The organism is Brevundimonas subvibrioides ATCC 15264 (genome assembly GCF_000144605.1).
GTDB lineage: Bacteria > Pseudomonadota > Alphaproteobacteria > Caulobacterales > Caulobacteraceae > Brevundimonas > Brevundimonas subvibrioides.
Map to the genome: position 1 here is coordinate 2,576,033 of NC_014375.1, position 20,315 is coordinate 2,596,347.

General features: G+C 69.2%; 19 protein-coding genes. 10 read left to right on the top strand and 9 right to left on the bottom strand.

The window, feature by feature from the left end; translation table 11 throughout:
• Positions 1–88: 88 nt before the first annotated feature.
• Positions 89–790, bottom strand: a complete 702-nt coding sequence (locus BRESU_RS12795) for a P-loop NTPase family protein (protein ID WP_013269978.1) — start codon at positions 788–790, stop codon at positions 89–91.
• Between the two features lie 48 nt (positions 791–838).
• Positions 839–2,302 carry a GumC family protein gene (locus tag BRESU_RS12800; RefSeq protein WP_013269979.1) on the bottom strand — a complete coding sequence of 488 codons (1,464 nt, stop codon included), beginning with the start codon at positions 2,300–2,302 and terminating at the stop codon, positions 839–841.
• Between the two features lie 94 nt (positions 2,303–2,396).
• Between BRESU_RS12800 and BRESU_RS12805 the strand changes: the two genes are divergently transcribed.
• Positions 2,397–3,122 (top strand): polysaccharide biosynthesis/export family protein, encoded by a 726-nt coding sequence (locus tag BRESU_RS12805; RefSeq protein ID WP_013269980.1) that lies wholly within the window; start codon positions 2,397–2,399, stop codon positions 3,120–3,122.
• Between the two features lie 148 nt (positions 3,123–3,270).
• Here BRESU_RS12805 and BRESU_RS12810 read toward each other — a convergent pair whose 3' ends face one another.
• Both BRESU_RS12810 and BRESU_RS12815 read right to left on the bottom strand, forming a co-directional pair.
• The gene (locus tag BRESU_RS12810) at positions 3,271–3,597 is read right to left on the bottom strand and encodes a hypothetical protein (RefSeq protein WP_013269981.1); all 327 of its coding nucleotides are present in this window, start codon (positions 3,595–3,597) and stop codon (positions 3,271–3,273) included.
• Positions 3,598–3,783: 186 nt separating this feature from the next.
• Positions 3,784–4,503, bottom strand: coding sequence for a glutathione S-transferase family protein (locus BRESU_RS12815; protein WP_013269982.1), 720 nt, complete (start codon positions 4,501–4,503; stop codon positions 3,784–3,786).
• 158 nt (positions 4,504–4,661) lie between these two features.
• On the opposite strand from BRESU_RS12815, the gene BRESU_RS17655 reads away from it, so the two are divergent.
• A complete protein-coding gene (locus tag BRESU_RS17655) occupies positions 4,662–5,690 on the top strand; it encodes an RcnB family protein (protein ID WP_013269983.1) in 1,029 nt (342 codons plus the stop codon).
• Between the two features lie 42 nt (positions 5,691–5,732).
• Here the strand turns inward: BRESU_RS17655 and BRESU_RS12825 are convergent, their stop codons facing one another.
• From BRESU_RS12825 to BRESU_RS12840, 4 genes are read right to left on the bottom strand one after another with little or no spacing between them, the layout of a single operon-like run.
• Positions 5,733–6,008 carry an I78 family peptidase inhibitor gene (locus tag BRESU_RS12825; protein ID WP_013269984.1) on the bottom strand — a complete coding sequence of 92 codons (276 nt, stop codon included), beginning with the start codon at positions 6,006–6,008 and terminating at the stop codon, positions 5,733–5,735.
• A complete protein-coding gene (locus BRESU_RS17660; RefSeq protein WP_013269985.1) occupies positions 5,999–6,307 on the bottom strand; it encodes an I78 family peptidase inhibitor in 309 nt (102 codons plus the stop codon). Before BRESU_RS17660 ends, BRESU_RS12825 begins: the two co-directional genes overlap by 10 nt.
• A gap of 5 nt (positions 6,308–6,312) precedes the next feature.
• Positions 6,313–6,774, bottom strand: a complete 462-nt coding sequence (locus BRESU_RS12835; protein ID WP_013269986.1) for a DNA polymerase III subunit chi — start codon at positions 6,772–6,774, stop codon at positions 6,313–6,315.
• Between the two features lie 4 nt (positions 6,775–6,778).
• Positions 6,779–8,251, bottom strand: coding sequence for a leucyl aminopeptidase (locus BRESU_RS12840; protein WP_013269987.1), 1,473 nt, complete (start codon positions 8,249–8,251; stop codon positions 6,779–6,781).
• 143 nt (positions 8,252–8,394) lie between these two features.
• Between BRESU_RS12840 and BRESU_RS12845 the strand changes: the two genes are divergently transcribed.
• From BRESU_RS12845 to BRESU_RS12880, 8 genes are all read left to right on the top strand, one after another.
• On the top strand, positions 8,395–9,525 hold the full coding sequence (locus BRESU_RS12845; protein ID WP_013269988.1) for an LptF/LptG family permease: 1,131 nt from the start codon (positions 8,395–8,397) through the stop codon (positions 9,523–9,525).
• Positions 9,522–10,667, top strand: a complete 1,146-nt coding sequence (lptG, locus tag BRESU_RS12850) for an LPS export ABC transporter permease LptG (RefSeq protein WP_013269989.1) — start codon at positions 9,522–9,524, stop codon at positions 10,665–10,667. Before BRESU_RS12845 ends, lptG begins: the two co-directional genes overlap by 4 nt.
• 46 nt (positions 10,668–10,713) lie before the next feature.
• Entirely contained in the window at positions 10,714–13,191 is a 2,478-nt protein-coding gene (locus tag BRESU_RS12855) for an LPS-assembly protein LptD (protein ID WP_041761613.1), read from the top strand.
• A gap of 81 nt (positions 13,192–13,272) precedes the next feature.
• A complete protein-coding gene (locus BRESU_RS12860; RefSeq protein WP_245528565.1) occupies positions 13,273–14,616 on the top strand; it encodes a peptidylprolyl isomerase in 1,344 nt (447 codons plus the stop codon).
• Positions 14,617–14,620: 4 nt separating this feature from the next.
• Complete coding sequence (gene pdxA / locus BRESU_RS12865; RefSeq protein WP_013269992.1) at positions 14,621–15,616, top strand: 4-hydroxythreonine-4-phosphate dehydrogenase PdxA; 996 nt, start codon at positions 14,621–14,623, stop codon at positions 15,614–15,616.
• Positions 15,617–15,625: 9 nt separating this feature from the next.
• Positions 15,626–16,438: a 16S rRNA (adenine(1518)-N(6)/adenine(1519)-N(6))-dimethyltransferase RsmA gene (gene rsmA / locus BRESU_RS12870; RefSeq protein WP_013269993.1), complete on the top strand. Its 813-nt coding sequence runs from the start codon at positions 15,626–15,628 to the stop codon at positions 16,436–16,438.
• 75 nt (positions 16,439–16,513) lie between these two features.
• Positions 16,514–17,437, top strand: a complete 924-nt coding sequence (locus BRESU_RS12875; RefSeq protein ID WP_013269994.1) for a dienelactone hydrolase family protein — start codon at positions 16,514–16,516, stop codon at positions 17,435–17,437.
• A gap of 61 nt (positions 17,438–17,498) precedes the next feature.
• A complete protein-coding gene (locus BRESU_RS12880) occupies positions 17,499–18,635 on the top strand; it encodes a pyridoxal phosphate-dependent aminotransferase (protein ID WP_013269995.1) in 1,137 nt (378 codons plus the stop codon).
• Positions 18,636–18,638: 3 nt separating this feature from the next.
• Here BRESU_RS12880 and BRESU_RS12885 read toward each other — a convergent pair whose 3' ends face one another.
• Positions 18,639–20,315, bottom strand: coding sequence for a formate--tetrahydrofolate ligase (locus BRESU_RS12885; protein WP_013269996.1), 1,677 nt, complete (start codon positions 20,313–20,315; stop codon positions 18,639–18,641).

Genomic DNA, 20,315 nt, shown 5'->3' on the forward strand with positions numbered 1-20,315 from the left:
TGCACGCTGCCCACCCCCCGCGAAAGCCGGATGGGCAGTGTCGGTCAAGATAGCACAGGCCTGCGTCAGAAACGGACGCAGCGCGGGATCAGCCCGTGAGCCGCTTCAGAAAGGCGGGCGGGCGATAGGTGGACCGGTTGACGACCACGCCAGCGATGCGGCCGCCGACGGATTCGATCTCGTCCCGCAGGATCACGGGCTCGGCCGCGCCCGACACGTCGCTGGCCACGACCAGAACGGTCGCATCGACGAACGGGGCCAGGGTGATCGACAGGTCGCTGCGGTCCGCGGCCGGCGCGTCGATGATGACCGTGTCGGCGTGCTTCCGCATCGCGTCCCAGTAGCGGGGATCATGGACCGGCTCGGCGCGCTGGCCCGAGCGCAGCACCTCGGCCCGGAACCGGGTGACCCACAGACGGCCGCCCAGACAGGGGCGCGCGGTCATCAGGCGCGCCGGAGCGACGGGCTTGCGGTCGCTGCCGATCACCGGGGGGCTGACGGCAAAGAAGGCCGAGCCGTCGGGTGACGACGCCGTCGCCGCGCCCAGACGCCCGAACCGCTCCCAGTCGCCGCCGACCGCCTCCTGCTGGCCAGGCTGGTGCAGGTCGGCGTCGATCAGCCAGACGGGTTTGCGCGCCCGCACGGCCGCCAGCCGGGCGAACTCGCGGGCCACGGTGGAGGCCCCCTCCCCGGTGTTGGCGCAGACGAACTGGATGACCCGTCCGCGATGGGCGGGGGCCGATCCCAGCGCGGCCCAGAGGCCCGCCATTTCGCTTGTGAGATCGACCATCGAATCGGTTACGCGCTGACTGTCGGGGGGAAGGCTATCATGCCCCCGTCAGACCGCCTTCATCGGTGCCACGGCCAGGACCGGCATATCCAGCGTCCGGCCCACGATGGCCGGCGTCGACAGGCCCCGGCGCGTGAACACGCGCAGCAGACCGACGCACAGGGCCGTGAACCCGGCGAACAGGACGACCAGCGCCAGCAGCGGCAGCTTCAGGCTGGTTCCCCGCGTGGGGGCGGCGGCACGCTCGATGATGCGGACGTTGTCGGCCCCGGCGCGGACCAGACCGGCGTCGGCGCGGCTCTGGGCCTCGCGCTGCTGGAAGTCGCGGATGTTGGCGGTCAGGACGTCGCGGTTGGAGGCGAGCGTGGCGTTCTCGGATTCAAGCCGGGTCATCCGCGCCTGGCGGTCCAGGATCTCCGCCAGCTGGCGGTTCACCGAGGCCAGACGCGCCGACAGCGAGTCGCGCTCGGCCTGGGTGGTGATGCGCGTCGTCTCCAGCTCGGTCCAGACCGGGTTCGGCCCCAGACGGACCTCCTTGGCCCCGACGGTGGTTCCCGAGGCGACATAGGCCTGAAGCCCCGCGATCCGCGCTTCGATGTCCATCACCGGCTGGCTGTCGGGCTGGTAGCGGGCCAGCAGCTGCTCGCGTTCGGTGCGCAGCTGCAGGATCTGGTCCTGGGCCGAGACGTTCAGGTCCTGTTGCAGGGTGACCTCCGCAGGCGTGCTGGCCTGCTGCGCCTGCAAGGTCTGCAGCCGACGCGCGGCCTGGTTCAGCTGGTTCTCGACCGACAGCTTCTCCGTCAGGGTCGACTGATAGACGGCCGCCAGGGCGATCTTGGACGCGGCGAAGTCGCCGATGTCGTTGGAGGTCAGGAAATTCTCGTAGGTCGTGTCGACGTCGGCCAGTTCGTCCTCGAACACGCGGCGCTGCGACTGAATGGCGGGAGTGGAGCGGTCCTGGAAGACCTCACGGCGATAGATCAGATACTGGTCGAGGATGGCGTTCAGGATGCGGGCCGACTTGTCGGCGTCGTCGCTCTCGAATCCCAGGCCGATGATCGAGCTCTGCGGCGTGGTCGAGATGGTCAGGCCGTCGTTGATGGCCTTGATCGCATCGCCTTCCTGCTTCGCGACCGGGTCGGTCCCGACCTTGCCGGGCTTCTGGAAAAACTCCAGCCCCAGGGCGCGGACGGCGCGCAGCTTGACCTCGCGGCTGCCGATGATGTTGGCCTCGGCCTGGGCCACCTCACCGGGCGCTGGCGGCGTGGACTGCCGGTCGCCCAGCCCGACGCGCGGCTGATAGACGTATTCCTGGCCCGCCCCGACGAACAGGCTGGCCCCGGCCGTGTAGGTCTTCTTCAGCGTGAGGACGGCGGCGGCCCCCAGGGCGAACACCACCAGGAAGATCACGATCATCAGAACCAGTTCGCGAAACAGCAGACCGATGACGTCGAACACCCCGTAGCGGGGGCGAGCCGAGACATAGGTCGTCGTGCTGGCCGTCGAACGCATGTGAGCAGGCGAATCCGTGGAATCGTAAACGAGATTGATCCTTCAACCGTCGGCGTTAACCACTGGTTACCCATGATCGGCGAGGCTCCGTTTCATGCTTCATCGGCGACAGATTCTGTGGACCCTGGGCGCGGCGCTGATGGCCTCGTCGACCGGGGCATGCGCCAGCGGTCCGGACGGACCGGGGCCGAACCGCGTGCAGACGTCCGGCTTTTCCGACATCGCCTTCGCCGACTGGACCGACGAGGAGCCGGAATACCTGCTCTATCCCGGCGACGAGATCGAGGTGGCCACGCCGACGGCCACCGAGCTGACCCGCACGATCCGGGTCGGGCCCGACGGCCGGATCGCCCTGCCCCTGATCGGTCAGGCCATGGCGGCGGACCGGACGCTGTCGGAACTGGAATACGACCTCTCCAGCGCCTACGCCTCGCAGCTGGTGCGCCCGGTCGTCGAGGTGACGCTGAAGACCGCGGGGCCGATGAAGGTCTGGGTGGCCGGAGAGGTCCGCACCCCCGGCGTCTATGACATGAACGGCGACATGGACGCCTATCAGGCGATCGTCCAGGCGGGCGACTTCCTGCCGGGCGCCAAGCCCCAGCAGGTGGCGCTGATCCGGCGCGGCCCCGGCGGCATCCGGATGATGCGGGTCGTGGATCTGAGACCCCGTCGCGGCGAGGTCGTGGCGCTGCGGCGCGGCGACATCCTGTTCGTGCCCCGCTCGACGCTGGGCGAACTGGCCAACTTCTTCACCCAGGTCCGGGCCGCCCTGCCGATCGGGTTCAACTACTCGATCAACGGTCAGTATCAGCAGTTTTAGGGCGCTAACGCGAGCGACGCGGTCGCTCGCTGCTTGAGCGCGGTTCGACGGGCCTTCGCTCGCTATTTGAGCCCCAATGCCATTGAGTCACCTCCGCCCGCGCTCAAGCAGCGAGGCTCCGCGAGCCGAGCGGTAGCGCCCTTGCGGCTTATGCCGCCAGGCTGACCACGCCGGCGTCGATGTAGCGGCGGGCGGCGCGCTGGGCCTCGGCGATCTCGTCGCGTTCCATCTCTTCGGACATCTCGCGGCGATAGACCCGGGCTTCGATCGAGCCCTTCATGGCCGCCAGGTTGAAGATCATGTGGGCCGAGACCCGGTCCATCGGGCAGCCGCCCGATCCGGCCGAGTACATCATGCCCAGACGGAACAGGGCGTCGCCGTCCATGTCGGCGGTGGGCAGGGGCAGCATCGGGGCCTCGACTTCGACGCCGAGATCCGTGCTGTGCAGGTCCGGCGCGTTTTCTTGCGCGTTCATCAGCGTATCCTTTGCGATGGCGGACGTCCGTTCTGGACCCGCCCTTCGATACCCGATCAAATACCCCCGGTTTGAAGTTAAAGTTAACAGCGCCGGGGACCGCAAAGTCTTTTCTGTAAAGGGGAAATGAATACTGCGAAGGTCGTTCAGACCTGCGAAATACACTGTAAATCCCTGATTCAGACTCTACCTTCCCCGCTGCCCGAACAGCACCTTTCTCGCCGCCTCGGCCGCCTTGCCGGACGCGGCCAGATTGCTGCGGAGTGCGTCGCCCACCGCGCGCCCCTTGACCACCGCCGGTCGCGCCCCGACGCGGGCCAGCCAGGCCTTCAGGTTGGGAAACTCGTCGATGTTCTGGCCCTGATGCTCGGGCAGGATCCAGGGCCAGGCGGCCATGTCGGCGATCGAATAGTCGCCCGCCAGGTAATCCCGGTCGGCCAGACGACGGTCCATCACGCCGTACAGACGATGCGTCTCGTCGGTGTAGCGGCGCACGCCATAGGCGATCTGGCGCTGGTCCTTGATGATCGCCGGCGCGTACTGCCGGAAGTGATGGGTCTGGCCCGCCATCGGCCCCAGGCCGCCGACCTGCCAGAACAGCCACTGGTCCACCTCGGCGCGCGCCCGGATGTCGGTCGGATAGAACTGCCCCGACTTGTTGCCCAGATACTGCAGGATCGCCCCGCTCTCGAAGATCGACAGCGGCCTGCCGTCCGGACCGTCCGGGTCGACGATGGCGGGCATCCGGCCATTGGGGCTGATGGCCTGGAATTCGGGCGTGAACTGCTCGCCCGTGCCGATGTTAACGGCCTTGACCTCATAGGGCAGGCCCATCTCCTCCAGCGCGATGGAGACCTTCCAGCCGTTGGGCGTCGGCCAGTACCACAGCTGGATCGGATCGGTCATTCAGGCTCTCCGTGGGTCGCAGGCGATGCGCCGCGCGTCGTGCTGATCTGGGTCTCGGCGCGTCCGGCCGCAAGCGCCCGGACCGTTCAGACAGCGTTCATCGAGAAAGCGCGACCGTGAGGACGAGCCGCCGGGATCGGCGTGCGGGAAACCATGAGATGAAATCGACCCTGACTGCCTTTGCCGCCCTCGCCGCGCTGGCCCTGCCCGCGATGGCCCATGCCCAGGACGAGCAGGATACCCTTTCGGCCAACGCGCGCGCCGAACGCCCCGAGATGGAAATGGCCCCGCCTTCGCCCCCGGAACCCCCTCAGGAGCGGCGCGGTGGCGGTGACCGCGGTGGTGGTGATCGCGGCGGCGGCGACCGGGGTGGTGGGGACCGGGGCGGCGGTGATCGCGGAGGCGGCGATCGCGGTGGACGCGGCGGCAACAGCGGCGGCGGCGGATGGAACCCGGGGACTCCGCCTGTCGTGACCACACCGACGCCGCCGCAGGACAACGGCGGGCGCGGCGGCCGGGATCGCGACGACCGTGGCCGGGGCGGTGACCGTGGCCAAGGCGGATGGAATGGCGGCGGCCAGACCTGGGGCGGTCAGGATCGCGGTGATCGCGATCGGGGCGGACCGGGCCGGGATCGCGGCAACGACGGACGCTGGACCGGCGGCGGCAACCCCGGTCAGGACTGGAACAGGGATCGCGACCGGAACCGCGACCGCGATCGCAACGGCGGCTGGAGCGGCAATAACGGCGGCCAGGACTGGAACCGGGACCGCAATGGCGGGGGTCGCTACTGGAACAACGACCGGAACGGCCGGCGGGACTATGGCGGCTTCAACAACCGCTGGAACCAGAACGACTGGCGTCGCAACTGGAACCGCGGCCGGTCCAGCGACTGGTGGCGGAACGACCGCTCGTTCCGTGATTTCAGCGGGGTCAGGTTCGGGTTCTACTACGCCCCGAACTACGGCTACTATTCGGTCCCGCGGAGCTACTACAACCAGCGCTACTACGTCGGAGCATACCTGCCGTCGATCTTCTGGCGCTACCAGCTGAACGACTACCGGACGTACGGGCTGGGCTATCCGCCGCCGGGAACCCAGTGGGTTCTGGTCGATACGACGATCTATCTGATCGACAGCTACGACGGCTACATCATCGACGCCATCTACGACGCCTGGCGCTGGTAGGTGCCTGGGTCCCCGCGCCGCGGATGCGGCGCGGGGATCATCTTATCCGCAGTCGACCGATTTGATGATGCCGGTCGCTTCGTCGAACCGCACATTGAGGCGGTCGGGCCGGTAGTCGCGGGTCGTCGCGCAGGTCGTGCAGACGATCCGCACATTGGCCCCGGCCGCGAAATCGACAGCGCCGACATGGCTGCCGATCAGCGAGCGCGCCGCCTGGGCATCGCACTGTTTCGGACCCTCGGGCGCGGATGCCGGCGGCGTGGCCGCGCACCCCGCCAGCACCGAGCCCGCCAGGATCAGACCGGCGATCATCCGCATCGGACCTGCTCCACGATGCCGCTCTGCTCGTTATAGAAAATGTTCAGCCGGTGGGGCGAGAAGTCCATCGTGACCGGGCAGGTGGTGCAGACCACGCGACGGCTGACGACCTCGACCGGAACCGGAATCTCGGTCCTGGAGCGTCCGACCAGATACTGGAAGTCGGCGGCCTTGCAGAGGTCCTCGGCACCGTCCGGCATATGACTGCCGACGGGTTGGTTGGCCTCGGCCTGCTCGACCACCGCCGGGGCGTCGGCCACCACGGCGGGGGTGGAAGAGCACGCGGCCAGCAGGAACACGCCGATCAGGCCGCCTTTTCCCAGCGCCCCTCGTCCGACTGCTTCCAGTAGGCGAGATTGGCTCCCTGCCCCTTCAGCGCCTTCCAGCGGTCCCGCGCCGTCTGCAGAGCCGCCTCGTCGCGGCCGTCGAAAATGATGAAGCATCGCTCGAACTCCTCGGTGACGGTCATGTCTGACCCATCGACAATGAACAGCGCCTGAGACGCGTTGGGGTTCTCGGTTCCGGCTGTCAGCAGGATGGGCTGTCGCGCCGCATGGGGCTGGTCGGCCTGTCCATGCGCCAGGAAACTGTCGGCGCGCCAGGACCACAGCGTGTCGTCGATCTCGGCGCGGCGATCCGGGTCGGCGACCCGGATACGCGCGCGCCAGCCGCGTTGCAGTGTCTTGTCCAGCAGTTCGGGCAGGACCTGATCCAGCGTGGATCGCTCCAGGTGGTAGAACCAGATCTCGCCCGAACCCGCGGCCAAGGCCTCAGGACTCGTAGGTGTCGGCCACCATGCGGTCCAGCAGCCGCACGCCCCAGCCCACCGGGCCGTCCGGCACGGTGGCGCGGGTGGACTTGGACGCCCAGGCGACCGGCGCGATGTCGATGTGGGCCCACGGCACGCCGTTGGTGAAGCGCTGCAGGAACAGGGCGGCGGTGATCGACCCGCCGTCGCGACCGGCCGAGTTCTTCACGTCGGCGTTCACGCTGTCCATGATCTTGTCGTACTGCGGCGGCATCGGCAGGCGCCAGACGTTCTCGTTGACCTTGGGACCCGCGGCCAGGATGGCGTCGGCCAGATCGTCGGCGTTGGAGAACACCCCCGCGTAGTCGAGGCCGAGCGCGATGATCATCGCCCCCGTCAGGGTCGCCAGATCGACCATGAACTTCGGCTTGAAGCGGTCCTGCGTGTACCAGAGGGCGTCAGCCAGGACGAGGCGACCCTCGGCGTCTGTGTTGATGATCTCGACCGTCTGACCCGACATGGAGGTCAGGATGTCGCCCGGACGCTGAGCGTTGCCGTCGGGCATGTTCTCGACCAGGCCGAGGACCCCGACCGCATTGACCTTCGCCTTGCGGCCCGCGAGCGCGTGCATCAGACCGGCGACGGCAGCAGCCCCGCCCATGTCCCAGATCATGTCTTCCATGTTGGCGGCGGGCTTGATCGAGATGCCGCCGGTGTCGAAGCAGACGCCCTTGCCGACGAAGGCGATGGGCTGGTCACCCGGCGTGCCGCCGTTCCACTGGATCACCGCCAGCTGGCTTTCGCGCACCGAGCCCCGGCCGACGCCCAGCAGGACGTGCATGCCCAGGGCCTCCATCTCCTTCTCGCCCAGGATCTCGACGGTCAGGCCGAGGCGTTCCAGCTCCTTGACCCGGCGGGCGAACTCGGCCGGATACAGGACGTTGGCGGGCTCGGCGACCAGATCGCGCGAGAAGTAGATGGCGTCCGCCACTGCGCTCAGGGGCTCGAACGCGGCCTGCGCGGCGGCGACGTCGGCGGTCACGACGTTGACGGTCTTGATCGAGGGGATCTTGTCCGGCTTTTCCTTGGTCCGGTACTTGTCGAACCGGTAGGCGGCCAGTTTCACCGCGAAGGCGGCGCGCGCGGCCTGTTCGGCCGACAGGTGGGTCAGGTCGAGGGTCAGGGTCCCGGCACCCGACAGCTTGACCGCATGATAGGCGGTGCCCGCCGCGGTCTCGATGGCCAGATCGTCGAACTTGCCGGCCTCGCCGGCCCCGACCAGAACCACCGTGTCGGCCTGAACGCCCTGGGGCGCGGCGACGATCAGGGTGCTGGACGCGCCGCCGGTGAAGCGGCTGTTGGTTATCGCCTTGGTCAGACTGCCCGAGGCGGCGGTATCGTGATCGGCACCCGATCCGGCGAACGACCGGCCGTCATGGACCAGGATGGCGAGAGCTTGCGAGACGCCGGCTTCGGCGACGAAGGCGATATTCATGAACTCGAGACTCCAGCCGGGATTCGCTCCCGGTCGTTGATACTGTGAAGGTGGATGCGTCGGCCATTGTCGGCGACGCAGCCGGACGTGTATTAGATGGACCGCCACGTCCGCGCCCGCAACCGGGTGATTTCATCGCCCGCATGACCCTGATTCAGAAATATCTTTTCCGACAGATCAGCCTGCCCGTCCTGGCAGCCTGCGCGTCGCTGGCCGGAATCGGCATCCTGAGCCAGACCCTGGATCAGCTGGAAATCATCGTCGAGCGCGGCCAGAGCGTCTGGGTCCTGCTGAAACTGACCCTGCTGGCGGTGCCGCAGCTGTTCAGCGTGATCCTGCCGATCGGCCTGTTCGTCGGGGCGCTGATCGCCCTGACCCGGCTGCAGCGCGAACAGGAACTGACGGCCGCCTACGCCAGCGGCATGTCTCGCTGGCAGATGATCGCCCCGGGAGCCTGGCTGGCCGTGTGCGTGGCCGTCGTCATGCTGTTGACCAACGTGGTCATCCAGCCGTGGTCCCAGCGCACCGCGCGCGAGCAGGCCTTCTCCATCCGCACGGACCTGGCCGCCCTGCTGGTCGAGGAGGGTCGCTTCGTCCAGGGGCCGAACGGCCTGACCGTCTATGTCCAGCAGATCGAGCAGAACGGCCTGCTGAAGAACCTCTTCATCTACATCCAGAACGGCGACGAGGTGACGACCTGGGACGCGTCGGAGGCCCGGTTCGGCCGCGTCGACGGCCAGCCGGTCCTGACGATGAAACAGGGGTCCTGGCAGCAGTACAGCTCGGCCGGCGTGCTGCAGCAGCTGGTGTTCGACGGCTACGTCTTTCCGCTGGGCCAGTATGTGACCGACGACCAGAAGATCCGCTACAAGCCCGCCGACCTCTGGATGGGCCAGCTGTTCAATCCCACCGACGCTCTGGTTCGCGACACCGGCTCGCGCGGCGAACTGCTGGCCGAGGCGCATTCGCGACTGTCCTCGCCGCTCTACGCCCTGACGGCGATGGCCATGGCCCTGACGGCCATCCTCGGCGGCGCATTCAGCCGGACCGGCTACAGCGCGCGCATCGCCAAGGCCTCGGGCGCCTTCCTGCTGGTCCGCGTCGTCGGCTATGCGGTCGTGGCCGCCAGCGCCTGGAACGGATGGCTGAATGTGTTCCAGTATGTGCTGCCCATCGTGGCGACCGCCGTGGCGTTGAGGCTGCTGTTCCGCGCGCTCAAGCCGAGGAAGGCCTCGCGTCTTTCGCTGACCCGCCTGAAGGTGCGACCCGCATGAGCACCCTGGGCAATATCGGCGCGGCCCCCGCGCATGTCCTGAGCGCGCTGCGTCTCGGCCGGATCGAGCGGTATGTGCTGCTTCAGCTGGGCAAGTCGCTGGCGGTGGCGCTGGGCGTCATCAGCGCCCTGGTCATGCTGATCGACTTCGTGGAGATCTCGCGCGGCCTGGGGTCGGACACCGACCTGTCGGGCGTTCGGATCCTGGGGCTGATGCTGATCAAGTCGCCCGCGGTGATCGTGCAGCTGTTGCCCTTCGTCTTCCTGTTCGGGACGCTGGCCGCCTTCGTCGGGCTGAACCGGCGCAGCGAGCTGATCGCCATGCGGGCGGCGGGGGTCTCGGCCTGGCGGTTCGTGCTGCCGGCGGCCGGCGCGGCGCTGGCCGCGGGCGTCCTGACGGTGACCGTTATCGGGCCGCTCGCCGCGTCGGGCGACGGCATGTTCCAGCGTGAACGCGGTCGCATCTCGGGAGCCGTCGGCGGCGGCGAGCAGGAGGCGATCTGGCTGCGGGAAGGCGAAGGACAGCGCCAGATGGTGGTCCGGGCCGCGCGTCAGGACCGCGCCAACGCCCGCCTGCTGGATGTGACGTTCTTTATCTACGCAACCGACCCGGAAGGGCGCCGGGCCTTCACCGAGCGGATCGACGCCGCATCCGCCAGCCTCAGCGCGGGCCGCTGGCGGCTGGTCGATGCCGTGGGGGCCCAGACGGGCCAGCGCGCCACGCGCTATTCGACACTGGACCTGCCCTCCAGCCTGGCCGACGACGAGGCGTTCGAACGTTTCGCGCGGCCGCAGTCGACGCCCTTCTGGTCCCTGCCCGGCCAGATCCAGCGGATCGAGGCGGCGGGATTCTCTTCCACCGCCTATCGTCTGCGCCTGCAGCAGCTGCTCTCCACGCCCCTGGCCTTCGCCGCCATGACCATCCTGGCCGCCGCCTTCTCGCTGCGGCTCATGCGGCTGGGCGATCTGGCGCGGATGGCAGTGGCGGCCGTGGTGCTGGGCTTCGCCTTCTTCTTCCTGAACCAGTTTTCGGCCGCGATGGGCTCGGCGGAGGTGGTGCCCCCGTTTATCGCCGCCTGGTTGCCCGCCGTTCTGACGGCGCTCGCCGCCTTCACCTTGCTGTTCTATACCGAAGACGGCTAAGCGCTTCCGGAAGGCGGGGGCCTGAACAAGGGATACGGTCCTACCGATGCAGGCTGATCGCGGCCCTCTTTTCCGGCACGGTCTGCGGACCCGACTGCTGGCCGGTTCGGTTCTCGCGGCGTGGGCGATGTCCAGCGCCGCGCTGGCCCAAACACAAGCGCGCCCCACGCCGCCGCCCGCCGACGGCCTGCCGCCGGACGCCGTCTATATCGAGGCCGATCAGGCGACCCGTCAGGGCGACGTCATCAGCGCCACGGGCGAGCGTGACCGCGTCTATGCCCGGTTCCAGAGCCATTCCCTGCGCGGCCGCGCCGTCACCTATGACGTCGGCCAGGGGATCGGCACGGCGGACGGCGAGGTCGAGCTGACCGATCCGGACGGCAACGTCATCCACGCCAGCCATCTCGAGCTCGATTCGGATCTCAAGGCCGGGGTCGCGGTCGACCTGGCGACGCGTCTGGCCAATGGGTACAGCCTGATGGCGGCGACGGCCGTCCGGCGGTCCGAGAACGTCAACGAGCTGAACTACGCCCTGTTCACGCCCTGCCCGATCTGCGACGCCGAGGGCAATCCCAAGGAACCCAGCATCTCGATCCAGGCCGAAAAGGTCGTCCAGGACGAGGAGTTGCGGGCCATCCTGTACCGGAACGCGGTGTTCAAGGTCGGGGGCGTGCCGGTCTTCTGGACGCCGTTCTTCGCCCATCCGGACCCGACCGTGGATCGTGCCTCGGGCTTCCTGATCCCCATCATCAACTACGACCAGGGCCGCGGCGTCTCGATCGAGACGCCCTATCTGCAAGTGGTCTCGCCGTCCGAGGACTGGCTGATCAGCCCGCAGTTCAACACCGGCGTGGCCCCGTTCCTGAACCTGCAATGGCGCCGTCGGTTCTCCAACGGTACGATCGTGGCCCGGACGGGCTACACCTATGCCCGCAGCTTCGGTGATTTCGACCTGGACGGCGACGGCAGCGCCGAGAGCAACGTCGATTTCGGCGACGAGACCAGCCGCAGCTATATCCTGAGCTGGGGCCGGTTCGATCCCGACGGCCCGTGGCGCTGGGGCTTCACGGCCGAGCGGACCTCCGACAAGACCCTGTTCGACCGCTACGACGTCATCGATCCCTATCAGGACAACGGCCTGTACTACGGCGACCAGCGCCGCCTGATCTCGCAGCTGTATGCCGAGCGCCAGACGGCCCGGTCGTACCTGTCGGTCGCCGCCTTCTCGTTCCAGAGCCTGCGCGTGGCCCGTTTCAACGACGTCACGCCGGCGCTGAACGTGTTCGAGAACGACGGCTCCCTGCCGCTCGTCGCCCCCCTGATCGAAGCCCGGTGGGAGCCCCAGTCGGCGGTTCTGGGCGGGCGTCTGCGGCTGCGCGGATCGGCCGTGTCCCTGACCCGCGATGACTATGTCGGCAGCCCCGTGCTCAGGCCCGAGGTCGTGCCGACGGGGTCCATCCTTGGCCTGCCGGGCGTCGACAGCCGCCGGGTCACGGCGCAGTTCGAGTGGCGCCGATCCCTGACCTCGGCGGCGGGCATCCGCTACGAGCCCTTCGTCGATGGCCGCGTCGATGTCTATTCGGTCGCCGATCTGCCGCCCGTCCTGGGCCTGGCCGACGAGACCATCACCCGCGAACGCGCCACCCTGGGCCTGGATGTCAGCTATCCGCTGATCCGCCGCCTGGGCGACGGCGCCGACCTGATCGTCGAGCCGCTGGGCCAGATCTCCCTGTCCAGCACGCCGGACCTCGATGCGCGCATCCCGGTCGAGGACTCCGAGACGCTGGAACTGGACGAATCGTCGTTGTTCCGGATCGACCGCTTCCCCGGCTACGACCTGCTGGAGGGCGGACTGCGGATGACCGCCGGCGTGCGCACCACCGTGCGCTGGGACGCCACCCGCAGCGCCAGCCTGTTCGTCGGCCGCAGCATGCGCGATGAGGATCAGCCGGCCTTCGCGACGCAGATCCCCGACGACCCGACCAAGCTCTACGATCCGAGCGGTCTGGCGGCGCGCACGTCGGACTGGGTCGTGCAGGGCAGCTTCAAGCCCTCGGACCGTATCCGCGGCTGGGGCCATGCCACCATCGACGGTTCGGGCAACATCCGTCGGGCCGAGGCGGCCCTCGACGGGCGCTGGGGTCGGAGAAACCTGGCGACGCTCAGCTACATCGTCGACCGGTCCGATCCCCTTCAGCTGGACAATCGCATCGACCTCGTGAACCCGGCGGGCCCACGGCTGGCGTCCGCGAACCGGAACTACGAGTTCGTGCAGCTGGCCGGCCAGCAGTTCCTCTATGGCAACTGGGGCGTGACGGTCGCGGGGATCGCGGATCTGGAGCGCGATCTGATCACCCGGTCGGAGGTCGGGGTGCTGTTCGACGACGACTGTTTCCGCGTCGAGGTCGGCTATCGCCGCGACAACACCCGCGTTCGGCCCACCGGCCCGTCGGACGGCGTCTATGTTCGTCTAAACCTCGCCACTTTTGGAGGGTCAGGCTATGGATCAAACGGCTTGCGTTAGGCATGACGCTGACGGCGTGTGCCCGGCCGCTTTCAGATTGCGGCGCGCGGGTCGAGGGAATCAGGACTGACCATGGGTTTGATGCGTATTTCGACGGCCTTCGCGGTGGCGGCGCTGGTCGCCGGTTCGGCCGTGGCCCAGACGGCCCCCGGCCAGGCGACGGCCCCGGGGGCCGCTGCCGGCACCCTGAACCCGACGGCCGGACAACAGCCGGTCACCGCCCCCCTGCCTCCCCAGCCCGAGTTCAAGATGGCCGACGGGATCGTCGCGACCGTCAACGATCAGGTCATCACGGGTTTCGACCTGCGCCAGCGCATGCTGACCACCATCGCGATGAGCCAGGTGCAGCCGACCGAGGAAAACATCCCCGCGATCCAGCAGCAGGCGCTGCAGGGCCTGATCGAGGAGCGCCTCCAGGCCGCCGAGATCGCCAAGTTCGAAACGCTGAAGATCACCGACGCGGAAGTCGATGAGGAAATCGCGCGCATGGCCGAAGAGGCCGGCACCACGCCGCAGGCCTATGTCGAGTTTCTGACGTCCGGCGGCATCCGGGCCGAAAACCTGCGCGAGCAGCTGCGCACCGAGATCGGCTGGCGCGAACTGGTCGGCGGGCGTTTCAACAGCCGCTCGCGCGTCAGCCGGGCCCAGGTCCAGCAGGCCCTGCGCCAGGTCACCGAGACCGCGTCCAAGCCCCAGTATCTGGTCGGCGAAATCTACCTCGAGGCCGCCCGTGTCGGCGGCCAGCAGCAGGCCATGAACGGGGCCGAGCAATTGGTCCAGCAGATGGTCCAGGGCGCGCCCTTCCAGGCCGTGGCCCGCCAGTTCTCGGCCGCGCCGTCGGCCGCGCGTGGCGGCGATGCCGGCTGGCTGGTCCAGGGGACGGTTCAGCCCGAGCTCCAGGCCGCGCTGGAAGCGCTTGAGGTCGGTCAGCTGTCGCGTCCGATCCCCGTCTCGGGCGGCGTCTACATCATCTACATGCGCGACAAGCGCTCCGGCGCCGCCACCAATCTGGTGTCGCTGAAACAGGCCATGATCGAGCTGCCGGAAACCGCGCCGCCGGCCGACGTCGCCGCGGCGACGACGCGGCTGCAGACCCTGCGCGGCAGCCTGACGTGCGACAACATCCTGCAGCGCACCTCGTCCGAGGCCGGGCTGCTGGGCTCGGATCTGGGCGAGGCGGACGTCGCCAACCTGGCCCCGCAGTTCCAGCAGGTCGCGCGCTCCGCCGAGATCGGCAGCGTCAGCGACGTCGTGCGCACCCCGCTGGGCGTGCATCTGGTCGCCGTCTGCGGTCGCCGCGCGGGGGGGGCCGATGTCCCGACCGCGCGCGAGATCGAGGGCCGGCTGCAGAACCAGAACCTGGCCATGCTGGCGCGCCGCTATCTGCGCGACCTGCGCGCCGACGCCCTGATCGAACTGAAGTAAACCGATGGGGCCGGCCCCTCTGGTCCTGAGCCTGGGCGAACCCGCCGGCATCGGTCCGGAGATCGTCGCCAAGGCCTGGACGGCCCTGTCCGCCGAAAGCCCCTTCGCGGTCATCGGCGACCGGGCCCTGCTGGAGGCCCAGGGCGTTCGGGTGGTCGAGATCGGTGCGCCGGGCGACGCGGCCTCCGTGTTCGCACGGGGCCTTCCGGTCCTGCACCACCCGGCCCCCGCGCCCGTCGAGCCGGGCCGGCCGGATCCCCGCAACGCCGCCGTCGTCGCCGACTGGATCGAGCGCGCGGTCGGCCTGGCCCTGTCCGGCGAGGCGTCCGGCGTGGTGACCGCCCCGATCGCCAAGGCCCCGCTCTATGCCGCCGGCTTCCGCTTCCCCGGCCACACCGAGTTCATCGCCGAACTGACCGCCGACGCCCCGTTCGCCGGGACGCGGGGGCCGGTGATGATGCTGACGGCGCAGGACCTGCGCGCCTGTCTGGTCACCATCCACGTCGCCCTGGACCAGGTCCCGGAACTGGTGACGGCCGAACGCGTGTGCCGCACGGCGCGCGTCGTGCACGAAGCCATGAAGCGGGATTTCGGCATCGCCTCGCCGCGCCTGGCCCTGGCGGCCCTGAACCCGCATGCGGGCGAAGGCGGGGCGCTCGGTTTGCAGGAGATCGAGGTGCTGCGACCGGCGGCCGAGGCGCTGCGGGCCGAGGGCATCGCCATCACCGACCCCCTGCCCGCCGACACCCTGTTCCACGCCGAGGCGCGCGCGACCTATGACGCCGCGATCTGCCTGTATCACGACCAGGCCCTGATCCCGGTCAAGACGCTGGACTTCTGGGGCGGGGTCAACGCCACCCTGGGCCTGCCGATCGTACGGACGTCGCCCGACCACGGCACCGGCTTCGAGATCGCGGGCAAGGGCGTGGCGCGGGCGGACAGCCTGATCGCGGCGATCCGTCTGGCCTCCACCATGGCGGCGGCGCGGGCCACGCGCTAACAGGGGTCGGTGTCAGACCTTCCCCCCCTTCGCGAGTCTCTCGAAGCCCACGGCCTTCTGGCCAAAAAGAGCTTCGGCCAGCATTTCCTGCTGGACCTCAACATCACGCGCAAGATCGTGCGTCTGGCCGGACCGTTCGAGGGCCGCGCCGTGATCGAGGTCGGCCCCGGCCCCGGCGGCCTGACGCGCGCGATCGTAGAGAGCGACGCCGGCCCGGTCGTGCTGGTCGAGAAGGACCCGCGCTTCCTCCCCCTGCTCAATGAGCTCGACACGGGCGACGGTCGGCTGAGGATCATCGAGGCCGATGCGCTCAAGGTGGTGGAGGCCGATCTGGTCGCCGGCCCGGCCCACGTCGTGTCCAACCTGCCCTACAACGTCGGCACGCCGCTGCTGATCAAATGGCTGACGGGGCCGTGGATCCCGCATGCCATGACCCTGATGTTCCAGAAGGAGGTCGCCGAGCGGATCGTGGCGGCTCCCGGCGACGACGCCTACGGCCGACTGGCGGTCATCGCCCAGGCCGTGGCCGAGGCCCGGATCGTCATGCACCTGCCCGCCGCCGCCTTCACCCCCCCGCCCAAGGTCGCCTCGGCCGTCGTCCACCTGGTTCCCCACGCCGACCGCCCCGATCGCGAGATGCTGAAGCGGCTGGAGACCGTCACCGCCGCGGCCTTCGGCCAGCGCCGCAAGATGCTGCGCTCCAGCCTGAAACAGCTCGGCGGCGGAGCCCTGTGCGAGGCAGCCGGGATCGACCCGGACGCGCGGGCGGAGACCATCGACATCGCGGGCTTTCTGCGCCTCGCCGCGGCCTGCGGCTCTTGAGCCGGTAGCGTCGGCGACCGCCTTGATCCAGATTGCGATCGTCTCCGGTCTGGAGAGACGAAGCGGGAGGCGGACATGGGCGACGACAGGAAGAAGATCCCGGCTGAGGCGGTGGATCTCTACACCCGCTTCATCCACGGCGAGATCGACCGGCGCGCCTTCGTGCGCGGTGTCAGCCGCTATGCCGTCGCGGGTCTGACCGCCTCGGTGATCGTCGAGGCCCTGATGCCCAACTATGCGCTGGGCCAGCAGGTCGCGCGGAACGATGAGCGCATCCGCGCGGACTATGTGACCGTGCCCTCTCCGGACGGCTACGGGTCCATCCGCGGCTATCTGGTCCGGCCGTTCAGCGCCGACTCGCGCAGCGCCGAGCCGGCCCTTCTGCCCGGGGTGATCGTGATCCACGAGAACCGCGGCCTGAACCCCCACACCGAGGACGTGGCGCGCCGGTTCGCCCTGGCGAACTTTATGGCCTTCGCGCCCGACACCCTGACCAGCGTCGGCGGGTACCCGGGCGATGACTTCAAGGGCGGCCAGCTGTTCGCCTCGCTGGACCGGGAGAAGATGACCAAAGATCTGGTCGCCGCAGCCCGCTGGCTCAAGGCCCGACCGGATTGCAACGGGCGGATCGCGGCGACCGGCTTCTGCTTCGGCGGCGGCCAGTCGAACCTGCTGGCCGGGCTGATGGGCCCCGACTTGGCGGCCGCCGCGCCCTTCTACGGCGGCGCCACGCCTCCGGAGCTCGTGCCCGCGATCGAGGCGGCCATCCTGATCCACCACGGCGCGCTGGATACGCGTCTGGCCGAGGGCTATCCGGCCCAGATCGCCGAGCTGGAACGCCACGGCGTCCGGCACGAGGGCCATCTGTGGCCGGACTCGGTTCATGGCTTCTTCAACGACGCGACGCCGGAGCGCTACAACGCCACCACCGCCGCCGAGGCCTGGGACCGGACGCTCCAGTGGTTCAATTCGCACACGCGGACGCCCGTCACCGGGTGAAGCGCTCCGGGACCTGACATCGCCCTGTCGTAAGGCGAACGAAGGCCCTAGACACCTCGTCATGACCGCCGACATTGACCAGTTCCGCGCCATCGTCATCAGCCGCCTCGCCCACGCCCTGAAGGCCGAGGGACGCAGCGTCATCCATATGGAGTTCGGCCAGCCCTCGACCGGGGCCCCGCCCGCCGCGATCGCCGAGGCGCACCGCGTGCTGGACCTCGACGGCATGGGCTATTGGGAGAGCGCGCCGCTGAAGGCGCGGATCGTCCAGCTGTACCGCGACCGCTACGGCGTCACCGTCACGCCCGACCGCCTGCTGCTGACCTGCGGGGCCTCCCCTGCCCTCGTGCTGGCGCTGTCGTCCGCCTTCAGGCCCGGCGACCGGATCGCCATGGCCCGCCCCGGCTACGTCGCCTATCGCAACACGGTTCGCGCCCTGAACATGGAGGCGGTCGAGATCGCCTGCGGTCCGGCCGAGCATTACCAGCTGACGGCGGCCGCGCTGGACGCGCTGCATCCCGCGCCGGCCGGGGTCATAATCGCCAGCCCGGCCAATCCCACCGGGTCGGTGATCTCCGTATCCGAACTCTCCGAAATCGCCGCCGTGTGTCGCAAAAAGCGTATCCGAATTCTCTCGGACGAAATCTATCACGGCCTGTCCTACGTCGAGCCCCAGCCGTCGATGCTGTCGTTCGAGCCGGACGCCATGGTGATCAACAGCTTCAGCAAATACTGGAGCATGGCCGGCTGGCGGCTGGGCTGGCTGCTGGTCCCCGCCGACCATGCGGAGCGGGCCCGCGCCTTCATCGGCAACCTGTTCCTGACCCCGCCGTCGCTGAGCCAGCACGCCGGCCTGATTGCCATGGACCAGCACGACGTGCTGGAGGGCCATATCGAGGTCTATCGCAGGAACCGCGCCCGCATGCTGGAGGCCCTGCCTGCCCTTGGCCTGAAGTCGATCGCGCCCCCGGACGGGGCCTTCTACATCTGGGCCGACATCGGCCACCTGACGCAGGACAGCGTGGCCTTCTGCGAGCGGCTGCTACGCGACACAGGCGTGGCGACCGCGCCCGGCGTGGACTTCGATCCCGTGGACGGCCACCGTTTCATGCGGTTCAGCTTCGCCGTCTCGACCCCCGAGATCGAGGACGCCTTGGCCCGGATGATCCCGTGGTTCGCGGCCCGCGCCGCCGATTGAGGTTCAGTCCAAGCCGGTGATCCGCCCGTCCGGTCCCAGTCCGATGCGCTCGGCCGAGGGGACGCGCGGCAGGCCCGGCATGGTGTTGACCGCCCCGCACAGGGCCACGACGAACCCGGCTCCGGCTGACAGGCGCACCGAATCGAGCGGCAGGATGAAGCCCTGCGGCGCGCCCGACACCTTCTCGTCGGCGGTGAAGGAATAGGGCGTCTTGGCCATGCAGACCGGCAGATGGCCGTGGCCCTCGGCCTCGAACCGGGCCAGGTCCTTCTTCGCCGCCGCCGACAGGGCGATGTCGGAGGCTCGGTACAGGGTTTGTGCCACGGTGCGGATCTTCTGCTCCAGCGGCAGGTCGTCCGCATAGGTCAGCTTCAGCGCCCCGCCCGGATCGGCATTGGCGTCGGCCAGGGCCGCCACCGCATGCGCGAGCCCTTCCGCCCCCGCGCCGCCGTCGGCCCAGTGGGTGCAGATATGGGCCTCGACCCCATGCGCGGCGCACAGCTCGACGATGGCCGCCTGTTCCTCGGCCGTGTCGCTGAAGAAGGCATTGATCGCCACGACGACGGGCAGGCCGAAGCCGTGCAGGTTCTCGATATGGCGGGCCAGGTTGACGAAGCCGGCCCGGACCGCCGCCACGTCCTCGCTGCCCAGCGCGTCCTTGGCCACCCCGCCCTGCAGCTTCAGGGCCCGGACCGTCGCCACGATCACGGCGGCGGAGGGGGCCAGTCCGCTGGACCGGCATTTGATGTTGAGGAACTTCTCGGCCCCCAGATCCGCCCCGAACCCGGCCTCCGTCACCGCGAACTCGCCCAGCGCCAGGGCGGCGCGGGTCGCCGTCACCGAGTTGCAGCCGTGGGCGATGTTGGCGAAGGGGCCGCCATGGACCAGCGTCGGCGTGCCGCCCAGCGTCTGGACCAGATTGGGCAGGACCGCCTCGCTCAGCAGGGCCGCCATGGCGCCGGCAGCCTCCAGATCGCCCGCCGTCACCGCCACGCCCTCACGCGTGCGGCCGACCACGATCCGGGCCAGCCGCGCAGCCAGGTCGTCCGGCCCCTCGGCCAGGCACAGGACCGCCATGACCTCGCTGGCCACAGTGATGTCGAACCCGGTCTCGCGCACCGCGCCGTTGGTGCCGCCCAGGCCGATCGCGACCTGCCGCAGCGCCCGGTCGTTCATGTCCACGGCCCGCCGCCAGGTGACCCGTCGCGCCTCAAGACCCCGGTCGTTGCCCCAGTAGATGGCGTTGTCGACCATGGCGGCCAGCAGGTTGTGCGCGGCGCTGATGGCGTGGAAATCGCCCGTGAAATGCAGGTTGATCCGGTCCATCGGCGCGACCTGGGCATAGCCGCCGCCCGTCGCCCCGCCCTTGCGGCCGAACACGGGGCCCAGAGACGGCTCGCGCAGCGCGACGACGGTCTTGCGCCCGATGCGGTTCAGGGCGTCGCCCAGACCGATGGTCGTGGTCGTCTTGCCCTCGCCGGCCGCCGTCGGATTGATCGCCGTGACCAGGATCAGGCGGCCCGCCGGGCGGTCCGCCAGCCGGGCCAGGCCCTCGCGCGAAAGCTTGGCGATATGCCGGCCGTAGGGTTCCAGACCCTCGGCGCCGATGCCGACCCTGGCCGCGATCTGCTGGATCGGCTCCAGCGTCGCGGCCTGCGAGATCTCGATGTCGCCCGGCAC

Coding starts and splice junctions, on each gene's coding strand:
- BRESU_RS12815 (WP_013269982.1), bottom strand. CDS start 4,503: ATGACCGATCCGATCCAGCTGTGGTACTGGCCGACGCCCAACGGCTGG.
- BRESU_RS12810 (WP_013269981.1), bottom strand. CDS start 3,597: ATGAACGCGCAAGAAAACGCGCCGGACCTGCACAGCACGGATCTCGGC.
- BRESU_RS12840 (WP_013269987.1), bottom strand. CDS start 8,251: ATGAATATCGCCTTCGTCGCCGAAGCCGGCGTCTCGCAAGCTCTCGCC.
- BRESU_RS12875 (WP_013269994.1), top strand. CDS start 16,514: ATGGGCGACGACAGGAAGAAGATCCCGGCTGAGGCGGTGGATCTCTAC.
- BRESU_RS12795 (WP_013269978.1), bottom strand. CDS start 790: ATGGTCGATCTCACAAGCGAAATGGCGGGCCTCTGGGCCGCGCTGGGA.
- BRESU_RS12845 (WP_013269988.1), top strand. CDS start 8,395: ATGACCCTGATTCAGAAATATCTTTTCCGACAGATCAGCCTGCCCGTC.
- BRESU_RS12800 (WP_013269979.1), bottom strand. CDS start 2,302: ATGCGTTCGACGGCCAGCACGACGACCTATGTCTCGGCTCGCCCCCGC.
- BRESU_RS12855 (WP_041761613.1), top strand. CDS start 10,714: ATGCAGGCTGATCGCGGCCCTCTTTTCCGGCACGGTCTGCGGACCCGA.
- lptG (WP_013269989.1), top strand. CDS start 9,522: ATGAGCACCCTGGGCAATATCGGCGCGGCCCCCGCGCATGTCCTGAGC.
- BRESU_RS12805 (WP_013269980.1), top strand. CDS start 2,397: ATGCTTCATCGGCGACAGATTCTGTGGACCCTGGGCGCGGCGCTGATG.
- BRESU_RS12880 (WP_013269995.1), top strand. CDS start 17,499: ATGACCGCCGACATTGACCAGTTCCGCGCCATCGTCATCAGCCGCCTC.
- BRESU_RS12825 (WP_013269984.1), bottom strand. CDS start 6,008: ATGCGGATGATCGCCGGTCTGATCCTGGCGGGCTCGGTGCTGGCGGGG.
- BRESU_RS17655 (WP_013269983.1), top strand. CDS start 4,662: ATGAAATCGACCCTGACTGCCTTTGCCGCCCTCGCCGCGCTGGCCCTG.
- pdxA (WP_013269992.1), top strand. CDS start 14,621: ATGGGGCCGGCCCCTCTGGTCCTGAGCCTGGGCGAACCCGCCGGCATC.
- BRESU_RS12860 (WP_245528565.1), top strand. CDS start 13,273: ATGCGTATTTCGACGGCCTTCGCGGTGGCGGCGCTGGTCGCCGGTTCG.